The organism is Bacillus sp. DU-106, from assembly GCF_004799705.1.
GTDB lineage: Bacteria > Bacillota > Bacilli > Bacillales > Bacillaceae_G > Bacillus_A > Bacillus_A cereus.
This window is the reverse complement of record NZ_CP026607.1, coordinates 186,823-205,584: the sequence shown is the minus strand read 5'-3', so window position 1 is coordinate 205,584 and position 18,762 is coordinate 186,823. Positions and strand designations below refer to the sequence as shown.

Sequence of the window (18,762 nt, the reverse complement as noted above, 5' to 3'; positions counted from 1 at the left end):
ACTCCTTTATAAAGTATGAAACGCGTTTCCTGTCAAAGATATTTCAAAAAAATAATCCGTTATGCGATTATACACATAACGGATTACGATTAAACTGTAGAGCGTTCCACAAGTTCGTATGGAATTTCCAGCTTTTCTTGTTCAGAACTCTCGTCATTCACTTTTCTATGCAACATTTCAAAAGCAGTTTTCCCTATCTCCTTTAAATTTTGATCAATAGTTGTCAATTGTAACACTTGCGAGATAGGTTGATTATCAAAGCCAATAATCGCTAAATCCTCAGGAACTTGAATCCCTAATTTTTCAACCTCTGTCATAACCCCAATCGCAACTTCATCACCTGCTACTATTAATGCTTCAGGAAGATCCTGCATCTCTTTTAACTTATGAGCCACTTTTACACCATCTTCTAGTGTAAAACATTCTGTAAAAATCCATTCTTCATTAACCTCTTCGTCTATAGATTGCAATTGCTGTTTATAAACATCAAAACGCTTTTGACTACTCGGCCCTAATTTTCTTCCCGTACAATAACCAATTTTTTTATAACCTTTCTCAATCAAATAATCCATTCCTAATTGAAAGGCCGCTGAATGATTCGTATATACACTTGAGATGTTTGAAATATCATTGTCTTCACAAGCAATTATTGCGCCGTAAGAAGCATACGGTTCTATCGTTTCCCAATCATTTGCACGTGAACAAATAATAAGACCATCCAATTGTTTTGTTTTTAACATATGTAAACTTTTCATTTCTTCTTTTTTATTATAATTCGTTTGGCAAAGTAGCACCCTGTAATTATGCGCTAACGCAGTCTCCATCATTCCGCTCACCATCGCATCAAAACACGGATGATTAATATACGGTAAAATCACACCAACAATATTCGTTTTTCCTTTTGATAAATGAACAGCATTTGCGTTTTGCGAGTAATTCAATTTCTCAACTATCTCTATAACCGCTTTTCTTTTTTCTTCACTTACATATGGGTGATCATTCAACACTCTCGAAACAGTCGTAACTGAAACTCCCGCCATCTTTGCAATATCTTTAATATTAGCCATACACTCACCTCTACCTTTAACTTAATGAATCTCATGAACATATGTCAAATCTTCTTATCATTACACCTTCATTCGTTTCTCTTACAAAAGTGTAATTTTTCTGTAAGCTAATTCGATAGTGACTTTCCGCAACATTTCATACAATTAAGTCAGAAACAAGGTAACAACTATTCGAAAAGGAGCGGATTAATATGATGAACAAAATGAAAACGAACAATTTCTTACATACAATGGGCATGGTATTTTTCGCTCTTATCGACGCAAAAGCTGTTGCTTCTACATTAAACAAGTAAGGAGAATGTATTATGAATAACATCACTTTTAACAAATTAGATTTTTTAGGACTAGCTAGTGGCTCGATTCTTCTTACTGCTTTTATTTACGCCGCTACGCTTGTATAACTTTGTGTCCCCTTTCCCCTTTATTATAAATAGTAATAGAAAAGACGACCGTCTATGCCCGGTCGTCTTTTCTTATTTTTGATTTGATTGCAAAGCTTCTTTTAACTCCTCAAACTTCTCATTTAATTGATCTGTCATCATTTTCATAGCGGTTTTTCGATCTATTTGTTCTCCAGCCTCAATTTGAATTGGATCTCCAAAAATCAATTGTGCCTTTTTCCCCTTTATTAATTCTTTTACACTTGATGGACCAACATAAGCTGCTGGTACTAACGGAACATTGGAACGCATCGCAATTGTCACAGCACCCGCTTTTAATGAAACATCTTCCGCTGATCTTGTTCCACTCGGAAAAATCCCTACTACCTTTCCTTCTTTTAATAAACGTGATGGAATTTTAAGTGTACTTGGTCCTGGATTCGCACGATCTACAGGGAATGCATTTACATTTTTAAAGAACCAATTTTTGAATTTCCCTTCAAATAATTCTTTTTTGGCCATGTAATGAATTTGAGTTGGATACATCCCTGTAGCTAACATTAATACATCCATAAAACTTGTATGTGTACATGCAACAACATAGGGTCCACCTTCTGGTAGCTTTTCTCTTCCTTGTACTTCTACTTTCCCAGCTGTTTTAAATATATATTTCAACAAAAATGTAATTGGTTTATACATTTATTTCGTTCCTTTCTAAACATCCGAAGTATAATCATATTCTTATAACAATTATAACACTAAGTTTTAGGAGTTGGTAATAAAATTAAGGATGAATTGTTAAATTTCAATTCTTACAAAAGTGTAATTTTCTTGTAAGCTAATTCGATAGTTACTTCTTACTATATTTCATACAATTAAGTCAGAAACAGGGCAACAATTATTCGAAAAGGAGTGGATCAATATGATGAACAAAATGAAAACGAACAATTTCTTAAATACAATGGGCATGGTATTATCGGCTCTTTTCGATGCAAAAGCTGTTGCTTCTGCATTAAACAAGTAAGGAGAATGTATTATGAATAACATTACTTTTAACAAATTAGATTTTTTAGGATTAGCTAGCGGCTCTCTTCTTCTTACTGCTTTCATTTACGCTGCTACGCTTGTATAACTTTGTGTCCCCTTTCCCCTTTATATAGAAAAAGACGACCGTCTATGCCCGGTCGTCTTTTTAATTTTTTCTTTCTTTCAATTCTTTTAAAAGCTGTATTAGCTCAGCTTGTTGTTTTATCTTTTTACGACCATTTCGATTAATTGCTGCAAGCTCACAGGCAACTCCGACGGCGAAGAAAAACAATAAACTTTCTAACATGTGAAATCCTCCATTTGCCTATTAAACAGCTTGACGTAATTGTTCTTCTTGTAAAACTCTCTTATTTATATTTTCTTCTTTTCTCTGACAAACGTTATTGCGAATAAGCGCTGCAATAACAAGTACAGTCCCTATAATATCAAACATTGTGATTTGATACCCTTGCATCATCATAATAGCTAAAGTCGTAATTGGTACAAAATTAATAAATAAAATCCCATTAATGGATGATAAAATTTTCACACCATAGTTCCAAGCAAGTAGCGCTACAATACCTGGCAATGTCATCATGAATAACAAATCATATTTCACAATAGAAATCGTTCCCATACTCGGAACTGAAATATATCCAAGCGACGTAATAATTACCGTTATAATTCCTGTAACAGTCGTACCGAATACACACGTCAACGTAGAATAACGTAACGTTGACCAATCACTACAAGTTTGACCACCCATCGTATAAATAACCCACCCTACAACACCAATAAATATAAATGCTAATGGGAACATATTATCTTTCAATGTTACAAAGAAACTCATGTCACCTTTTGTAATAACAAACACAGCTCCTACAAAAGCAATAACCATACTCGTTATCATATACTTCTTCGGTTTTATATGCTTATATCCCCATAAAATACAAATAGAAATCATCGGCATAAGTGCTTCCATAATGGAAGCTACCATTACACCCGACTTACCCATTAACATTTGCCCTAAAAATATGAGGACATTATATACTGTAAATGCCATCGTTCCAAAAAAGACGAGTAACTTTCCTCTTCCCTCTAAACAAAATGCCTGTTTTCCTTCTTTCACTAACAACAATACAATCAGCATTATCGCCACTGCTCCATAGCGAATAAGCGAAAAATAAAATGGATCTATGTATTCTAGCGCATGATCAGCAACTGGAAACATCGCTCCCCATGACATACTCGCAATTAAACACGCCAAAGCCCCTATTATCATTTGACCTCTTCTCACCGCAATCCCCCGTTTCTTTCTATTTGCACAAAGAGAATTGTAAAAGAAAAAATATATCACGTAAAATGATTCAAAATGATGTTAACTATCATTTATAATGATAGTTAACATCAAGGGGGATTACAAAATGGAATTAAGAGACTTACAAATCTTTAAAAGCGTTGCCGATCAGGGTAGTGTAAGTAGCGCAGCAAAGGAATTAAATTATGTACAATCAAATGTAACTGCACGTATTAAACAACTAGAAAACGAATTAAAAACCCCACTCTTTTACCGCCATAAACGAGGAATGACTTTAACAGCTGAAGGAAGAAAAATGCTCGTTTATGTTAGTAAAATTTTGCAAGATGTCGACGAACTAAAACAAGTATTTTTAGATAGCGAAACACCTTCTGGTATATTAAAAATCGGTACAGTCGAAACAGTAAGTACACTGCCTACCATTTTATCTTCTTACTATAAAAGCTATCCGAATGTCGATTTATCATTACAAGCGGGTCTAACAGAAGAATTAATTAGAGAAGTACTTGATCATCAATTAGATGGCGCCTTTATATCAGGTCCTATTAAACATCCACTAATCGAACAATACGATGTTAGTACAGAGAAATTAATGCTTATAACACAAAATAAAGCCTTTCATATAGAAGAATTTACAACAACGCCTCTACTCGTTTTTAACCAAGGATGTGGATACCGCTCCAAACTAGAACGTTGGCTTAAAGACGAAGGTTTGCTACCAAAAAGAATTATGGAATTCAATATATTAGAGACAATATTAAACAGTGTTGCACTCGGTCTCGGAATTACACTCGTACCACAGTCTGCTGTCCATCATCTTTCTAAAGCAGGTAAGGTACATTGTCATGCAATCCCTGAAAAATACGGCAGTATTTCAACGGTTTTCATACGCCGTAAAGATAGCTATATGACGAATTCAATGCGTAGTTTTTTAAAAACAATTGAAGACCATCATCATATCAATATGCTGTGAAAGACATTCTTACATGAATGTCTTTTTTTCTTACAAAAGTGTAAGTCTTTCGTAAGCTAATTCGATAGTTGGAAGTATCCATATTCCCTATAATTAAGACATAAGCAGGGCAACAACTATTCGAAAAGGAGCGGATACGCATGATGAACAATATGAAATCAAATAAATTTTTAAATACAATGGGCATGGTGCTATCCGCACTTGTCGATGCAAAAGCTGTTGCAACTACATTAAACAAATAAGGAGAGATTATAATGAACAACATTACTTTCAACAAATCAGACTTTATCGGACTTGCAAGTGGAGCTACTCTTCTTACGGCTTTCATTTATACACTTGCTCAAGGTCTTATTTAACACTTTGTTTCCCCAAACCCCTTTATATATAGAAAAAGCTGCTCGTCTTATAGACAAGCAGCTTTTTAGTTTGTCCCGCTTTAATGGGCAGTAAGACCCCCTCCTCAAAATTCTGCGAAAGCAAAGAAGTTAGGTGGGGGTCGGGCTGCCCATAAAAGTCCGATTGGTGAAGGCTAATAATCAGTGGGGGATGAAGAACCCCCACACTGATTAAAGTTTCACTTTATTTCATATACAATTTGACCTGTTTTCGTAATATCATATCCGCCAATCGCATTTAATTCATTATGAAATTCTTCCGATTGCAGAATGTCTTTCACAACTTCAATCAGCTCTTCATTTTCTTTATTCTTCAAAATTACTAAATCATACTGTTCTTTCATGATTGGAATAAAGTCCACATTTACAATTTGCGAAAACTTTTCTGAACCTACTCCTACATCAGCTTTTCCATTTGCAACTTGCGTGGCAACACCAAGATGATTCGATTCTTCCCATTCATATCCACTAATATCAGCTTTATTTAATTTTCGGATTCGTAATTGTTCATCCACTAACACTCTAATACCAGAACCCTTTTCTCGATTCACAAACTTTATAGTGGAACCGGATATGTCAGCCCATGTCTTTATTTTCTTCGGATTTCCTTTTTGAACATAAAACCCTACATTTCTGGACAATAAATTAATCATAAGACATGGCTGTCCTACTAAAATACGTTTTACGTAAGGAATATTATATGTACCCGTTTCACCATCAAACAAATGCAAACTAACGATACTTCCTTCTCCTTGATACATTTTCACTAAACTCGTTAAGCTACCTTGATACGCTCTTAAAACATTAGAACTTGGCAAACGATTTTCTATACGTTTAGCTAACATATCTAACGTTAGTTCTTGACCACTAATAATACACGTGTTCAAGATACTACTACCATCGTTTTTCACAGGATTAACTTGTACTTTCCCTGTTTTCATTTGCTTTATATATTGATCTAAATCTGCTGCATCAATGCGCATCTGTCTACCAACTCTATAAGAAGGAAGTTCTCCTTTTTTAATTAAGTCGTATACAGTTAATTTTGATACTTTTAATCGCTTTGCTACTTCTTCCGTTGTGTAGGAATGATGATCCATAGACGATTCCTCACTTTCTCCTTTCATTGTAACAAAGAAAAGAATATTTCTCCTATTTTTTAAAAATAGACATATGTTCAAATTATATTCAATTATAACTAGTTATATTTAGTTATATTTAGTTATAATTAGATGTGTCAAAATGAAAGGGGATTTTTTTATGAATAAATTTATATTACGTTCCATCGGGGCACTTATACTTTCTTTCCTTCTTATATTTAGCGCTGCTTGTACAAGTGGGGAAAAGCATACAAAGTCAGCTGCTAAAGAGGATAAAACAGTTGAACTGACTATCTCAGCTGCTGCAAGCTTACAAGATGCATTAAAAGAAATCGAAAAACAATATAAAGAAAAAGAGCCAAATATCAAACTTTCTTTTAACTTCGGTGCTTCTGGAGCACTTCAACAACAAATTGAACAAGGTGCACCTGCTGATTTATTCTTCTCAGCAGCAGAAGATAAATTCCAAACCCTTGTAAAAAAAGGATTCATTAATGAAAAAGAGGGGAAAAATCTCCTTGGAAACGAACTCGTTCTAGTCGTCCCAAAAGATAGTTCTCTTACAAAAATTCAAGATTTAAAAGATGAAAAAATAAAAAAAATTGCACTTGGTACACCTGAATCTGTACCTGCTGGCAAATATGCAAAGGCTTCTCTAACACACGAAAACCTTTGGAATGATGTTCAAAATAAAGTCGTATTTACAAAAGATGTTCGCCAAGTGTTAACATATGTAGAAACAGGGAATGTCGATGCTGGTATCGTATACAAAACAGATGCTCTCATTTCGGATAAAGTAAAGATTGGTGAGACAGCAGCAGCTACTTCTCATGAGCCAATCCACTATCCTTTAGGTGTTATAAAGGAATCTAAACATAAGAAAGAGGCGACTTCATTTTATGAGTATTTGCAGTCAAAAGATGCACAATCTATCTTTAAAAAATATGGATTTACAGTCCTGTCTTAATTACTATGAGCATTGATGCTATTTTATCGCCTGTCTTTCTATCTTTAAGAGTAGCTGCATGCGCCACTATTCTCGTTACAATTTTAGGGACAATTGTCGGGCGAGCACTAGCTCGCTCCTCATGGCGATATAAAGTACTATTAGAAACCATATTTTTATTACCAATGGTACTTCCACCAACTGTTATCGGCTTCTTTCTCATTATCATCTTTGGAAACAACAGCCCGATCGGAAAGTGGGTTGAATCATTATTTCAGCAGTCTATTATGTTCACATCTACTGCTGCGATCATTGCTTCTACAGTTGTTGCATTTCCGCTTATGTACCAATCAGCGAAAACGGGATTTTCTATCGCAAATGTACAAATTGAAGAAAGTGCTCGTGACCTTGGCGCAAGTGAATATCAAGTTTTTCTGCACGTTACACTTCCGCTCGCATTTCCTGCCTTACTAAGCGGGATGATTTTGAGCTTTGTCCGCGCGCTCGGTGAATTTGGCGCTACACTTATGTTTGCCGGGAACATTCCTGGTAAAACACAGACAATCCCAACTGCAATTTACATGGCTATTGATGCAAGTAATATGCAACTCGCATGGACACTTGTAGTTATTACTATCGGTATGTCACTCGTATTTCTACTATGTATTCAACTTATTAATAAAAGAATTACTAACTCTTAAAGCAGCTTTTTTCGAAGCTGCTTCTTTATTTCTTAGGAAATAAAATATACCACCGGGAAATAACTGAATTTTACCTCTTATTAAAATATACATTTTATTTGAATTCACTTTCTAAAATAGGCAATTTCCTGTTATTATATGGAGGTGTTTCAAAAAATGAAGAAATGAAAACGCATTTATATCGTGAATTCTTCATCCTGTTTTAGCGATCGGTAATCTTCTACTCTATTAGTGGGGCATTACCGATCGTTAGAACGATATGTAACTATATTGGTATAGCAAACCGAAGGGAGTCTTGTAATGGACATTTTATTAGCGCTTCTTCCTGCAATTGCATGGGGAAACATCTTATTAGTAAGCGTAAAAATGGGCGGTGGTGCATATAGCCAAACGGTAGGTATGACAATCGGTGCTCTATTCTTCGCAACAATTATGTATGTATTTACTCAACCAGCTTTAACAATGACAATCTTAATTGTTGGTTTTATTTCAGGTTTATTCTGGGCTTTAGGACAAGTAAACCAATTAAAAACAGTTGAAAAACTAGGTGTTTCAACTACTGTAACGATTTCTACTGGTATGCAACTTGTTGCAACTTCTATCTTTGGGGTTATCGCTTTCCGTGAGTGGACTACTACTACAACGATCATTCTGGGAACGATTGCAATCCTATTAATCGTAGTTGGTGTTGTATTCACATCATTAGATGATAAAGAAAATGCTCAGCCACCTGGACAATTGAAAAAAGGACTTCTTACTTTAATTGTTTCTACTTTCGGCTATCTTGTATATGTAATTATTATTCGTTGGTATAATATCGATGGTTGGTCTGCTATTTTACCACAAGCAGTTGGTATGTTTGTTGGTGCGGTTGTACTGACGTCTAAACATAAACCATTTAACAAATATGCAATCCGTAATGCTTTGTCTGGTTTACTATGGGGAACTGGAAACTTATTCTTACTTCTTTCATTACCACGTGTTGGAGTAGCAACAAGCTTCCCATTATCTCAAACTGGAATCGTTATCTCAACATTCGGTGCGATTGTATTCTTAGGTGAAAAGAAAACAAAACGTCAATTGATCTTTATTGCACTAGGTAGTGTTTTAATTATCGGCGGCGCTGTATTACTTGGTATGACAAAAGCATAATCTTATATTCTATTAGTAAACCCCTGAAGCATATGTACTTCAGGGGTTTTTTAATTCTAATTATTTTCTAGATATAATTATTTGTATGTTCTTGCCCCTTATAATTGCTCTTCCACTCTAGCAAACCAGCTACACATATAAAGAGATTAATAATAGCTAATATTAGCATGAATTTCCTCCTTCTCATTATCCATTCCATCTACGGTAAGTCTTTTCTTTTTACAAAATTCTCTTAAAGATGATATCGTTTTTATAACATATCTCTACTAGAAAGGAATAAAGGATATGCTAACTAAACATCGAATTTTATTTATTGGTGCCGGTCGTATGGCAGAAGCTATATTTTCCGGATTACTTAAAACAAGCAAAGAGTACATCGAAGAAATTATCGTCTCTAACCGAAGCAACATAGAAAAGCTAAAACAGTTACAACATCGATATAATGTGTCTACTACAACAGATTGGAAACAGCATGTTACATCTGTTGATACGGTTGTTTTAGCAATGCCACCTTCGGCTCATGAAGAGTTATTAGCTGAGCTATCTCCGTTAATATCAAATCAACTAGTCGTAACAGTAGCAGCTGGCATTGGACCATCTTATTTAGAAGCTAGACTCCCAAAAGGCACGCCTGTTGCTTGGATTATGCCTAATACAGCTGCTGAAATTGGAAAGTCTATCTCCTTATATACAATGGGACAATCAGTAAACGAGATACATCAAGAAACCCTGCAACTACTTTTAAAAGGTATTGGTACTTCGCAACTTTGTACTGAGGAAGAAGTTCATCAGCTTACTGCAGTTACTGGAAGTGCACCAGCCTTCCTTTATTACTTTGCTGAAAGCTTAATTGAAGCAACAAAAAGTTATGGAGTTGATGAAGAAACCGCAAAACATCTTGTCATTCAAATGATTTCTGGCTCTGCTTCTATGCTTGAACAAACGCAAAATCCAGCTAACCTTCGCGAACAAGTAACAACGCCAGGTGGTTCCACAGCTGAGGGTCTCAAAACTTTATACGAATATAATTTTTCAGAGGCAATTCAAAAAGCAGTAGAAGCAACAAACAAAAAAGCTAGGGGGAAATAATATGATTTTAACAAGTTTAAAAGACTATACAACATTACATAACGGTGTAAAAATGCCTTGGTTTGGTTTAGGTGTTTTTAAAGTAGAAGATGGTTCAGAAGTAATTGATTCTGTAAAAGCAGCAATTAAAAATGGCTACCGCAGCATCGATACTGCAGCAATCTATCAAAATGAAGAAGGCGTTGGGCAAGCGATTCGTGAATCCGGTGTTTCACGTGAAGAATTATTTATTACCTCAAAAGTATGGAATAGCGATCAAGGATATGAAACAACGCTTCAAGCATTTGAAACTACATTAGAGAAATTAGGTCTAGAATATTTAGATTTATATTTAGTACATTGGCCTGTAAAAGGGAAATATACTGAATCATGGAAAGCATTAGAAACACTTTATAAAGATGGCCGTGTTCGCGCTATCGGTGTGAGTAATTTCCACATTCACCACTTACAAGACGTATTTGAAATTGCTGAAATTAAGCCAATGGTCAACCAAGTGGAATACCACCCACGTTTAGCACAAGAAGAGTTACATGCATTCTGTAAAGAACATAATATCCAGCTTGAAGCTTGGTCACCATTAATGCAAGGACAACTACTAGATAATCCAACGTTACAAGAAATTGCGACAAAATATAATAAATCAACTGCGCAAATTATTTTACGTTGGGATTTACAAAACGAAGTTGTAACAATTCCTAAATCAATTAAAGAACATCGCATTATTGAAAATGCAAACATCTTCGACTTTGAATTAAGTGCTGATGATATGAAAGCAATTCAAGCTTTAAATGAAGATCGTCGCGTTGGTCCAGATCCAGATAACTTTAACTTCTAGTAGAAAAACCACTGCCATATGCAGTGGTTTTTTCATTTAAGAAAACTGAAAATTTAAACTATATTTCATTTAGTTGACACTTCATTATTCAAGGTGTAAGATTTTGAATTATCAAAGAAACAAAAAAATTAATAAAATTTATTCGTTTACTCATTGTATCAAGAGAGGTGGAGGGACTGGCCCTTTGAAACCTCGGCAACAGGTTCATTTTGAATACTGTGCCACTTCCTGCAAGCTTTATGCTTGAAAGATAGAATGAGGGACTTCGTTTATATACGGGTGCATAACTTGTACGTAAAAATCCCTCTTTCTCAATATGAAAAGAGGGATTTTTTATTTTTCATTTCCCTCATCATCATCCAAACTTAATTATTTAGGAGGAAAATCAAATGAAAAAGAAGTTTGTACCCGGTATTGCATCAGTTGTAGGAGTAAGTATTTTATTAACTGGTTGCGGTAGTTATAAAAACGAAGCAAGCGGAGCAAATGCAAAAGACGAGGCACCTAGTAAACAGGTTTTAAACTTATCTTCACCTACTGAAATACGAACAATGGATACGGCTCGTGCTACAGATACTGATTCTGGTCAAGTAATGAGAAACGTATTTGAAGGTTTGTATAATCTTGGTGAAGGTAACAAACCTGTTCCTGGTGTTGCAAAATCTCATGAAGTAAGTGGCGATAAAACGAAATACACATTCCATTTGCGAGATTCAAAATGGTCAAATGGCACTCCTGTTACAGCTAAAGATTTTGTGTTCGCTTGGCAACGTGCCGTAGATCCAGCAACAGCCTCTGAATATGCATTTTTATTCTTTGATATTAAAAACGCAACAAAAATTAACAACAAAGAACTTCCAGCCGACCAACTTGGTGTAAAAGCAGTTGATGACCATACGTTTGAGGTAGAATTAGAGCGTCCTGTTCCTTATTTTATTAGCTTAACAGCGTTCCCAACATTTCTACCAATTAATGAGGAATTCTTTAAAGTACAAGGTGATAAGTACGCTTTAGAAGATAATACAATTTTGTACAATGGAGCTTTTACACTAAGCGATTGGAAGCACGAACAAAGCTTTAAATTTAAGAAGAACCCTACCTATTGGGATAAAGATACTGTCAAACTAGAAGAAATCAATTTTAATGTCGTAAAAGAAAAATCAACAGAAGTAAATTTATTCGAGTCAAAACAATTAGATCGTATAAAACTAACATCTGACTTCGTCGATAAATATAAAAAGGATGCTAACTTTAAAGAACGTCCAAACGTAGGCGTACAATTTTTACGTATGAATCAACAAAACAAAATACTTCAAAACGTTTCTGCACGCCAAGCAATTGATCAAACAATTGATAGAAAATCCTTTGTAAATACGTTATTAAATGATGGCTCTACACCAACATTTGGTCTCGTTCCAAAAAACTTTGCAAAAGGACCTGAAGGAAAAGACTTCCGTACTGCAAACGGCGATTTAACAAAAGTTGATACAAAATCTGCACAAGAGTTATGGAAAAAAGCTAAACAAGAGCTTGGTTCTGAAAAGATAACATTAGAATTATTAACGAGTGATGCTGACCTTGATAAGAAAACTGGTGAATTCTTAAAAGGACAACTAGAAAAGAATCTAGATGGATTAACAGTAAATATAAAACCTCAGCCGCGTAAGCAACAAGTTTCGCTTTTATTAAAAGGTGACTACGAAATCGGAATTGATGGCTGGAGCCCTGACTTTGCGGATCCAATTACATTCCTTGAGCTATTTACAACGAATAACCCTTATAACTTAGATCATTACTCTAATAAGGAATTCGATGAAACAATAGCAAAAGTGAAAACAACTTTAGCTGGTGATGAAAAAGCTCGCTGGGAAGCATTACTAGCATCCGAGAAAATATTATTTAAAGACTCTGTTATCGCTCCTCTTTACCAAAAAGGCGAATCTTATTTAGAACGTTCTTATGTGAAAGGAATTGTGCAAGTAGACTTTGCAGGTCAATTAAACTTCAAGTGGGCAAAAATTGAAAAATAAAGTGAAACTTTAATAAGTGGGGGTTTCTTCATCCCCACTTATTATTAGCCCACACCAATTGTTTTTTTAGCAAAATATATTAAAAATAGGTTCTCTCACACATGAGAATCTGCTTTTTTAATATATTATTCTGAGAAATTAACAATCTATTTTTATTATTGACATATAGTTCTTTTCAGTGTTAATATTCTAAATAATCAAAGAAACAAAATATTTCACCATCAAAATATAATGTCTACTACGTTGAAACATATAACGATAGATTATAGTTCGACATGTATATACATATAGAACACCTGATTACCTATAAACAAATATTTATAATAGGTTTTATCTCCTTCTATAGCTACTTCAAGACACGGACATTATGACGTTACGAACAACACATTTAGGGAGGAACGAACAATGAAGAAAAAAGTTGTACCTGTTGTTGCATCTGTTTTAGGGGCAAGTCTATTACTAACTGCTTGCGGGGGAAATAAAGATAATGCAAGCGGAGCGAAAGCAAACGATAAAGCACCTGATAAACAGGCAATTAACTTATCATTCGCTTCAGAAATTCCAACAATGGATGTTGCAAAAGCAACGGATGGGGAATCCATGAACGTAATGCGTAATGTTTTTGAAGGGCTATATGCAATGGGAGAAGATAATAAACCGGTTCCTGGTGTCGCTGAGTCGGTTGACATTAGTCCCGATAAAACAAAATATACATTCCATCTCCGTGATTCAAAATGGTCAAACGGTACTCCTGTTACAGCAAAGGACTTTGCCTTCGCTTGGCAACGTGCCGTAAATCCTGATACAGCAGCTGAATACGCATTCTTATTCTTCGATATAAAGAATGCGAAACAAATAAACCAAAAACAATTGCCAATTGATCAACTAGGGGTCAAAGCTGTTGATGATAAAACGTTAGAAGTACAACTAGACCGTCCTGTTCCCTACTTCTTAAGCTTAACTACATTCTCAACATTCTTACCAATTAATGAAGAGTACTTAAAGTCTCAAGGCGATAAATATGGTTTAGAAACAAATCATTTAATTTATAACGGTGCTTTCACATTAGATAACTGGAAACATGAACAAAGCTTCCAATTGAAGAAAAATCCTAACTATTGGGATGCTAAAACTGTAAAATTAGAAGAAATTAACTTCAATGTCGTTAAAGATAAGTCTACAGAAGTGAACTTATATGATTCAGGACAAATTGATCGTGTTGCTTTAACTGCAGAGTTTGTTGATAAATATAAGAGCGATCCAAACTTCAAAGAACGCGCTGAAGTCGGTATTCAATTCTTACGATTAAATCAGAAAAATGAAACATTAAAAAATCAACATGCACGCCTTGCTATTAACGGCGCAATGAATAAAAAAGCTTACGTAGAAACAATCTTAAATAACGGCGCTGTTCCAGCTGAAGGAATGGTTCCTGCGAAATTTGCAAAGAGCCCAGAAGGCAATGACTTCCGTAAAGAAAATGGAAATCTAGTCAAGGATGATGTGAAAACAGCTAAAGAAAACTGGAAAAAAGCAAAACAAGAACTTGGTACTGACAAAGTAACAATCGAACTATTAACAAGTGACAATGCTTTAGCTAAAAAGACTGGTGAATATTTAAAAGGTGAATTAGAAAAGAACCTAGATGGATTAACAGTGAATTTAAAACCACAACCACGTAAACAACAGCTAAAACTACTATTAAGTGGTGACTATGAAATTGGTATTGACGGCTGGGGCCCTGACTTCGCTGATCCAATTACATTCTTAGATTTATTTACAACAGATAGTGCTTATAACTTCGATAAATACTCTAACAAAGAGTACGATGAGCTAATTCATAAAGTGAAAACAGATTTAGCTGGCGATGAAAAAGCACGCTTTGAAGCAATGAAGCAAGCTGAAAAAATTCTATTACAAGACGGCGCTGTCGCTCCTTTATACCAACAAGGCCGTTCTTACTTACAACGCTCTTTCATTAAAGGACTTGTAACAACTGACTTCGGTGGTGAGTTTAACTACAAGTGGACAGAAGTTACAAAATAATAAGTGCTAATAAAAAGGTATCCCACCGAGGATACCTTTTTATTTTATACTTCTTTAACTACAGAGCTTCTTCTTCCCTTTACCATTCCTTTTATAGCTAAAGTCATCACTGCTACTGATTGTGTAACCAATACAATAACTAATAATGAAATAATATTTCTCTCTAAACTAACTCCTCCAAATATTATTGTATAATAGCCATTCGCTGCATATGTTGCAGGAAATAATTCACTAATTGTTTGATATGTTTTAGAAAGCATTTCATGTGGCACAGTTACAACCATTTGTGTTAATGAAAGAAAGGCGAAAAAGACTATTGTCAATAATCCTCTTTTCCTTCTTTTTGCATTGAACCAAAACTCATCATAAATATAAACACAAACATCAAATATGTTCTCCACGTCAAAGAAGGTATATGCCCTGACCAAAGATAGCTAACTAAATAATTAATTCCCATAATACAAGACGATATTACTAAACTAATACTTATTAGTTTTACATATTTGAGCATATCTTTTCTCCTTGTTTTTATTTTTCTACTTCTTCAAACTGTAGATTCACCGGATCTTCTAAAAGTGTTTCATAAAAGTTCTCTGCCAAATCTGTTGAAGGGATTTTTTCATCTACTTCATCAAATCGAATACTATCTAGCCACACACAACCTTCTCCTGATAATAAAACACCAAATGCAATACCAAGTGCTTCTTCTTTTATATCTAATACAACCGAGTACGATTGCCAGTTATTCGTATTTTTAATGGGGCGATTTTGCATATTATCCATAGCGAGCGGTTCTGTATCTTTTCCATCTACTCGCATCCACAATCCTGCCCAATCTCTTACATTTTCACTCTTAATAAATGCTGTAAAACGTAATCTCTTCCCTACATATTTATCCGCTCGGAACATTTGCATTAATGTTGAAAATCCTCCATGCGTAACATTCTCTTTTGCTTTTATGTATGCAGATACTTTTCCTTGATGGACAACTTCATAATCTAAACCCATCTCATATTCAGCAGGATGACTTCCACTTAAGATCCATCCTTTCGGTATACCTTTTTGCATTGAAACACCCTCTCTTTCTATATAAAATGACTGAAAGTACTTTCGATATTTCTTTGGTGGCAATTGAAACATTCTTTTAAAAGCTCTCGTAAATGCCTCTTGTGAGGAAAAACCGTATTGCACTGCAATATCAATAACAGCTCTCTCCGTTGACACTAAAACTTGCGCAGCATGAGTTAACCTTCTCTTTCGAATATAATCTGTTACACTCATCCCAACATATCTTTGAAAGATGCGATGAAAATGGTACATCGATACTGCACTGTGGGATGCCACTCTTTCTGTTGTAAGCTCCTCATGTAAGTGATTCTCTATATATTCAATTGATTTTTTTATTATCTCTTTATATTCTTCATGCATTTTAGCCCCTCCCTCACAACTTCAATTTACCATATACATACAAATCGTTTTTGATTTAAATTGCGGATTAGTCCTTGTGACTGCAGGATAATAATTTATTTTCAACACATACATAATTACATGTTTTTGGGAAAAACTTGTATAGAACGAATTTACATAAGGAGGAATTTATAATGAGAATTCTACTATCAGTTTTATTAGCTCTTATGCTAGTACCTGCATTAACAGGATGTAAAGCTCCTGCCAAAGAAGACACAACTTCTAATAAAAAGACGACTGAAGAAGCAAAAAATGAGGCTCCTGCAGATTTAAAACTAAACTTCAATGAATTCGATTTAAAGGCAGACTACCAAGATACAAAGAAAGACTACGAAGCAGACTATAAAAATGTAGCAGCTGACAAGAAAATGGAAGCAAAAATTGAAGATCATAAAGCAGATGTAAAATTAACAGGAGACGAGGCTATCACAAAATTAAGCCCACTTCTACAAGAATTAAAATTTGATAAAGATACTCCTGATCAAGAAGTAATCGATCAAGTAGTGAACGTGTTCAAACTTGATAAAGACTATCAAAAATTCGATTTAGAAGTTGTCTTCTCTGATGGAACGAAAAAAGAATATAAAAGAGAAATAAAATAAAGAAGTAGGCGGTTGCCTACTTCTTTATTTTTGCATATCTTAAATCTGGTTTAGATCCAACATAATATTGAAGTCCAGATACCGTTTGTTTTTGTAAATAGGAATCCGACGGGAATATAATTGGAATTAATGGTGAATCTGTAAACATAATATCTTCCGCTTTATGCAATAAATCAAAACGCTTATCTTCATTTTGTTCTACTTCTGCTTCCTTCACTAAAGCATCAAATTCTTTATTATGCCATTTTGCATAATTGTTTGGACCATCACCTGCATATAAATCTAATTTAGTAATTGGGTCTAATAGAGAACCGCCCCATCCCATATAAGCTAATTGGAAATCACTTTGCTTATATGTGTCGATGTAACTCTTCCACTCTTTATTTTCTAATTTAATATCTACGCCAAGATTTTTCTTAAACATTTCTTGCATCGCTTCTGCTACTTTTTTATGTTGTGTATCTGTAGTGAATTTTAATGTTACTTCAGGTAATGTAGACCAGCCTTGTTCTTTCATACCTTCTTCTAATAATTTTTTCGCTTCTGCTGGATCAAATTTAACGTAACCACCTTTTTCTTTACGGAAATCACGCCCACTTTGTGTTTTTGCTCCTTCTGGAACGAATGCATTTGCTTCTTGTGCATTGTTTTTATACAGTTTTTCAACAATAAACTTACGATCAACTGCTAATGAGAATGCTTTACGTACTTTCGCATTTGTGAACGGCTCTTTTTCTACGTTAAACGAATAAATATAAGATGAAAATCCTGCAACACGTTTATATTCTTTATTTCCTTTTTCTTTCTCAATCATTTCTTGCGGTAAACTACTTAGTAAATCTAATTCTTTTGATTTGTATAATTGGTACGCTGTTTTAGAATCTGGAATAATACGAAACTCAATTTCTTTTAATGTTACCTTTTTATCATAGTATTCTTTATTTTTTTGTACCGTAATAGCCTGATTATGCTTCCATTCTTTTAATGTGAATGGTCCGTTCGTAATTAACTCTTTTGGATCTGTTTTTAATTTATTATTATCATCAATTGATTTTTTTGATAATGGAATGAATAATGAGCTTGCTAATTTTTGTTTAATGGAAGACACTGGGTGCTCAAGTGTTACCTTTAATGTTTGAGGATCAACAACTTGAATACCAACTTGTCCTTCTTCACCTTTTCCAGTATTGTATGCCTCTGCCCCTTTAATAAAATACATTTCTGTCGCATTCATAGAACCCGTTTTCGGATTTAATAATCGCTTCCATGCAAATTCAAAATCATTTGCTGTAATAGGAGAACCATCTGACCATTTAATATCTTTCTTTAAATGAATTGTATACTCAGTTCCATCAGCATTTACTTCTTCTTTCTCTGCTAATTCATTTTGATATTTTCCATCACTATCTTGCGTATATAAGCTTGAGAATAAATGTCCAATTACATAACCTGAAGTACTATCTGTCGCAATAGCGGAATCAAGTGTATATGGATCGCTACCAATATTCGTTACTAATCGATCTCCTTCTCCCTTACCAGCACTCGCCTTTTGCGTCTCTTTCTTACCGCAAGCGACAGAAGTAATTGCTAAAACAGTCATAATGACAAACAGTAAAAACTTCTTCATCCTACATT

Annotated in this window: 21 protein-coding genes and 1 riboswitch; of the genes, 12 read left to right on the top strand and 9 right to left on the bottom strand. The window is 34.6% G+C overall.

Annotated elements, in window-relative coordinates; all coding sequences use genetic code 11:
• Window positions 1-89: 89 nt before the first annotated feature.
• A complete protein-coding gene (locus tag C3Y97_RS01190) occupies window positions 90-1,067 on the bottom strand; it encodes a LacI family DNA-binding transcriptional regulator (protein WP_001273903.1) in 978 nt (325 codons plus the stop codon).
• A 305-nt stretch (window positions 1,068-1,372) separates the two neighbouring features.
• Between C3Y97_RS01190 and C3Y97_RS01185 the strand changes: the two genes are divergently transcribed.
• Entirely contained in the window at window positions 1,373-1,468 is a 96-nt protein-coding gene (locus C3Y97_RS01185) for a DUF3948 family protein (protein WP_001059999.1), read from the top strand.
• A 72-nt stretch (window positions 1,469-1,540) separates the two neighbouring features.
• Here C3Y97_RS01185 and C3Y97_RS01180 read toward each other — a convergent pair whose 3' ends face one another.
• Window positions 1,541-2,146, bottom strand: a complete 606-nt coding sequence (locus tag C3Y97_RS01180; RefSeq protein WP_000277778.1) for a lysophospholipid acyltransferase family protein — start codon at window positions 2,144-2,146, stop codon at window positions 1,541-1,543.
• A 337-nt stretch (window positions 2,147-2,483) separates the two neighbouring features.
• Here C3Y97_RS01180 and C3Y97_RS01175 point away from each other — a divergent pair, with 337 nt between their 5' ends.
• Window positions 2,484-2,579 carry a DUF3948 family protein gene (locus tag C3Y97_RS01175; protein ID WP_001060007.1) on the top strand — a complete coding sequence of 32 codons (96 nt, stop codon included), beginning with the start codon at window positions 2,484-2,486 and terminating at the stop codon, window positions 2,577-2,579.
• 60 nt (window positions 2,580-2,639) lie between these two features.
• Here C3Y97_RS01175 and C3Y97_RS01170 read toward each other — a convergent pair whose 3' ends face one another.
• Both C3Y97_RS01170 and C3Y97_RS01165 read right to left on the bottom strand, forming a co-directional pair.
• Window positions 2,640-2,780, bottom strand: coding sequence for a YrzO family protein (locus C3Y97_RS01170; RefSeq protein WP_000894065.1), 141 nt, complete (start codon window positions 2,778-2,780; stop codon window positions 2,640-2,642).
• Window positions 2,781-2,801: 21 nt separating this feature from the next.
• Window positions 2,802-3,770: a DMT family transporter gene (locus C3Y97_RS01165; protein WP_002182372.1), complete on the bottom strand. Its 969-nt coding sequence runs from the start codon at window positions 3,768-3,770 to the stop codon at window positions 2,802-2,804.
• A 127-nt stretch (window positions 3,771-3,897) separates the two neighbouring features.
• On the opposite strand from C3Y97_RS01165, the gene C3Y97_RS01160 reads away from it, so the two are divergent.
• On the top strand, window positions 3,898-4,764 hold the full coding sequence (locus C3Y97_RS01160; RefSeq protein ID WP_000423031.1) for a LysR family transcriptional regulator: 867 nt from the start codon (window positions 3,898-3,900) through the stop codon (window positions 4,762-4,764).
• Between the two features lie 254 nt (window positions 4,765-5,018).
• Window positions 5,019-5,120, top strand: coding sequence for a DUF3948 family protein (locus C3Y97_RS01155; RefSeq protein ID WP_001060017.1), 102 nt, complete (start codon window positions 5,019-5,021; stop codon window positions 5,118-5,120).
• A 218-nt stretch (window positions 5,121-5,338) separates the two neighbouring features.
• Here C3Y97_RS01155 and C3Y97_RS01150 read toward each other — a convergent pair whose 3' ends face one another.
• The gene (locus tag C3Y97_RS01150) at window positions 5,339-6,259 is read right to left on the bottom strand and encodes a substrate-binding domain-containing protein (protein WP_002180310.1); all 921 of its coding nucleotides are present in this window, start codon (window positions 6,257-6,259) and stop codon (window positions 5,339-5,341) included.
• Between the two features lie 160 nt (window positions 6,260-6,419).
• On the opposite strand from C3Y97_RS01150, the gene modA reads away from it, so the two are divergent.
• The 7 genes from modA to C3Y97_RS01115 all read left to right on the top strand — a co-directional run bounded on the left by modA (window position 6,420) and on the right by C3Y97_RS01115 (window position 15,058).
• A complete protein-coding gene (gene modA / locus C3Y97_RS01145) occupies window positions 6,420-7,226 on the top strand; it encodes a molybdate ABC transporter substrate-binding protein (protein WP_001031841.1) in 807 nt (268 codons plus the stop codon).
• Window positions 7,227-7,231: 5 nt separating this feature from the next.
• Window positions 7,232-7,906 carry a molybdate ABC transporter permease subunit gene (modB, locus tag C3Y97_RS01140; protein ID WP_000020526.1) on the top strand — a complete coding sequence of 225 codons (675 nt, stop codon included), beginning with the start codon at window positions 7,232-7,234 and terminating at the stop codon, window positions 7,904-7,906.
• 300 nt (window positions 7,907-8,206) lie between these two features.
• On the top strand, window positions 8,207-9,058 hold the full coding sequence (locus tag C3Y97_RS01135; protein ID WP_000353544.1) for a GRP family sugar transporter: 852 nt from the start codon (window positions 8,207-8,209) through the stop codon (window positions 9,056-9,058).
• A 285-nt stretch (window positions 9,059-9,343) separates the two neighbouring features.
• Entirely contained in the window at window positions 9,344-10,147 is an 804-nt protein-coding gene (proC, locus tag C3Y97_RS01130) for a pyrroline-5-carboxylate reductase (RefSeq protein WP_000956253.1), read from the top strand.
• A gap of 1 nt (window position 10,148) precedes the next feature.
• Window positions 10,149-10,982, top strand: coding sequence for an aldo/keto reductase (locus C3Y97_RS01125; RefSeq protein ID WP_000604203.1), 834 nt, complete (start codon window positions 10,149-10,151; stop codon window positions 10,980-10,982).
• Window positions 10,983-11,134: 152 nt separating this feature from the next.
• Window positions 11,135-11,239, top strand: a riboswitch (SAM riboswitch).
• A gap of 132 nt (window positions 11,240-11,371) precedes the next feature.
• Window positions 11,372-13,012 carry a peptide ABC transporter substrate-binding protein gene (locus C3Y97_RS01120; RefSeq protein WP_000726480.1) on the top strand — a complete coding sequence of 547 codons (1,641 nt, stop codon included), beginning with the start codon at window positions 11,372-11,374 and terminating at the stop codon, window positions 13,010-13,012.
• A gap of 405 nt (window positions 13,013-13,417) precedes the next feature.
• Window positions 13,418-15,058 (top strand): peptide ABC transporter substrate-binding protein, encoded by a 1,641-nt coding sequence (locus C3Y97_RS01115; RefSeq protein ID WP_000731086.1) that lies wholly within the window; start codon window positions 13,418-13,420, stop codon window positions 15,056-15,058.
• A gap of 44 nt (window positions 15,059-15,102) precedes the next feature.
• On the opposite strand, the gene C3Y97_RS01110 is transcribed toward C3Y97_RS01115, so the two are convergent.
• The 3 genes from C3Y97_RS01110 to C3Y97_RS01100 are packed head-to-tail and all read right to left on the bottom strand — an operon-like array spanning window position 15,103 to window position 16,486.
• The gene (locus C3Y97_RS01110; RefSeq protein ID WP_000156944.1) at window positions 15,103-15,381 is read right to left on the bottom strand and encodes a hypothetical protein; all 279 of its coding nucleotides are present in this window, start codon (window positions 15,379-15,381) and stop codon (window positions 15,103-15,105) included.
• Window positions 15,378-15,569, bottom strand: coding sequence for a hypothetical protein (locus C3Y97_RS01105; RefSeq protein ID WP_000922547.1), 192 nt, complete (start codon window positions 15,567-15,569; stop codon window positions 15,378-15,380). The genes C3Y97_RS01110 and C3Y97_RS01105 overlap by 4 nt, the downstream gene beginning before the upstream one ends.
• A gap of 17 nt (window positions 15,570-15,586) precedes the next feature.
• Window positions 15,587-16,486 carry a helix-turn-helix transcriptional regulator gene (locus C3Y97_RS01100; RefSeq protein ID WP_000544202.1) on the bottom strand — a complete coding sequence of 300 codons (900 nt, stop codon included), beginning with the start codon at window positions 16,484-16,486 and terminating at the stop codon, window positions 15,587-15,589.
• Between the two features lie 173 nt (window positions 16,487-16,659).
• Here C3Y97_RS01100 and C3Y97_RS01095 point away from each other — a divergent pair, with 173 nt between their 5' ends.
• A complete protein-coding gene (locus C3Y97_RS01095; RefSeq protein WP_001221552.1) occupies window positions 16,660-17,127 on the top strand; it encodes a YusW family protein in 468 nt (155 codons plus the stop codon).
• Window positions 17,128-17,143: 16 nt separating this feature from the next.
• Here the strand turns inward: C3Y97_RS01095 and C3Y97_RS01090 are convergent, their stop codons facing one another.
• Window positions 17,144-18,754 carry a peptide ABC transporter substrate-binding protein gene (locus C3Y97_RS01090; RefSeq protein WP_025690493.1) on the bottom strand — a complete coding sequence of 537 codons (1,611 nt, stop codon included), beginning with the start codon at window positions 18,752-18,754 and terminating at the stop codon, window positions 17,144-17,146.
• Window positions 18,755-18,762: the final 8 nt, after the last annotated feature.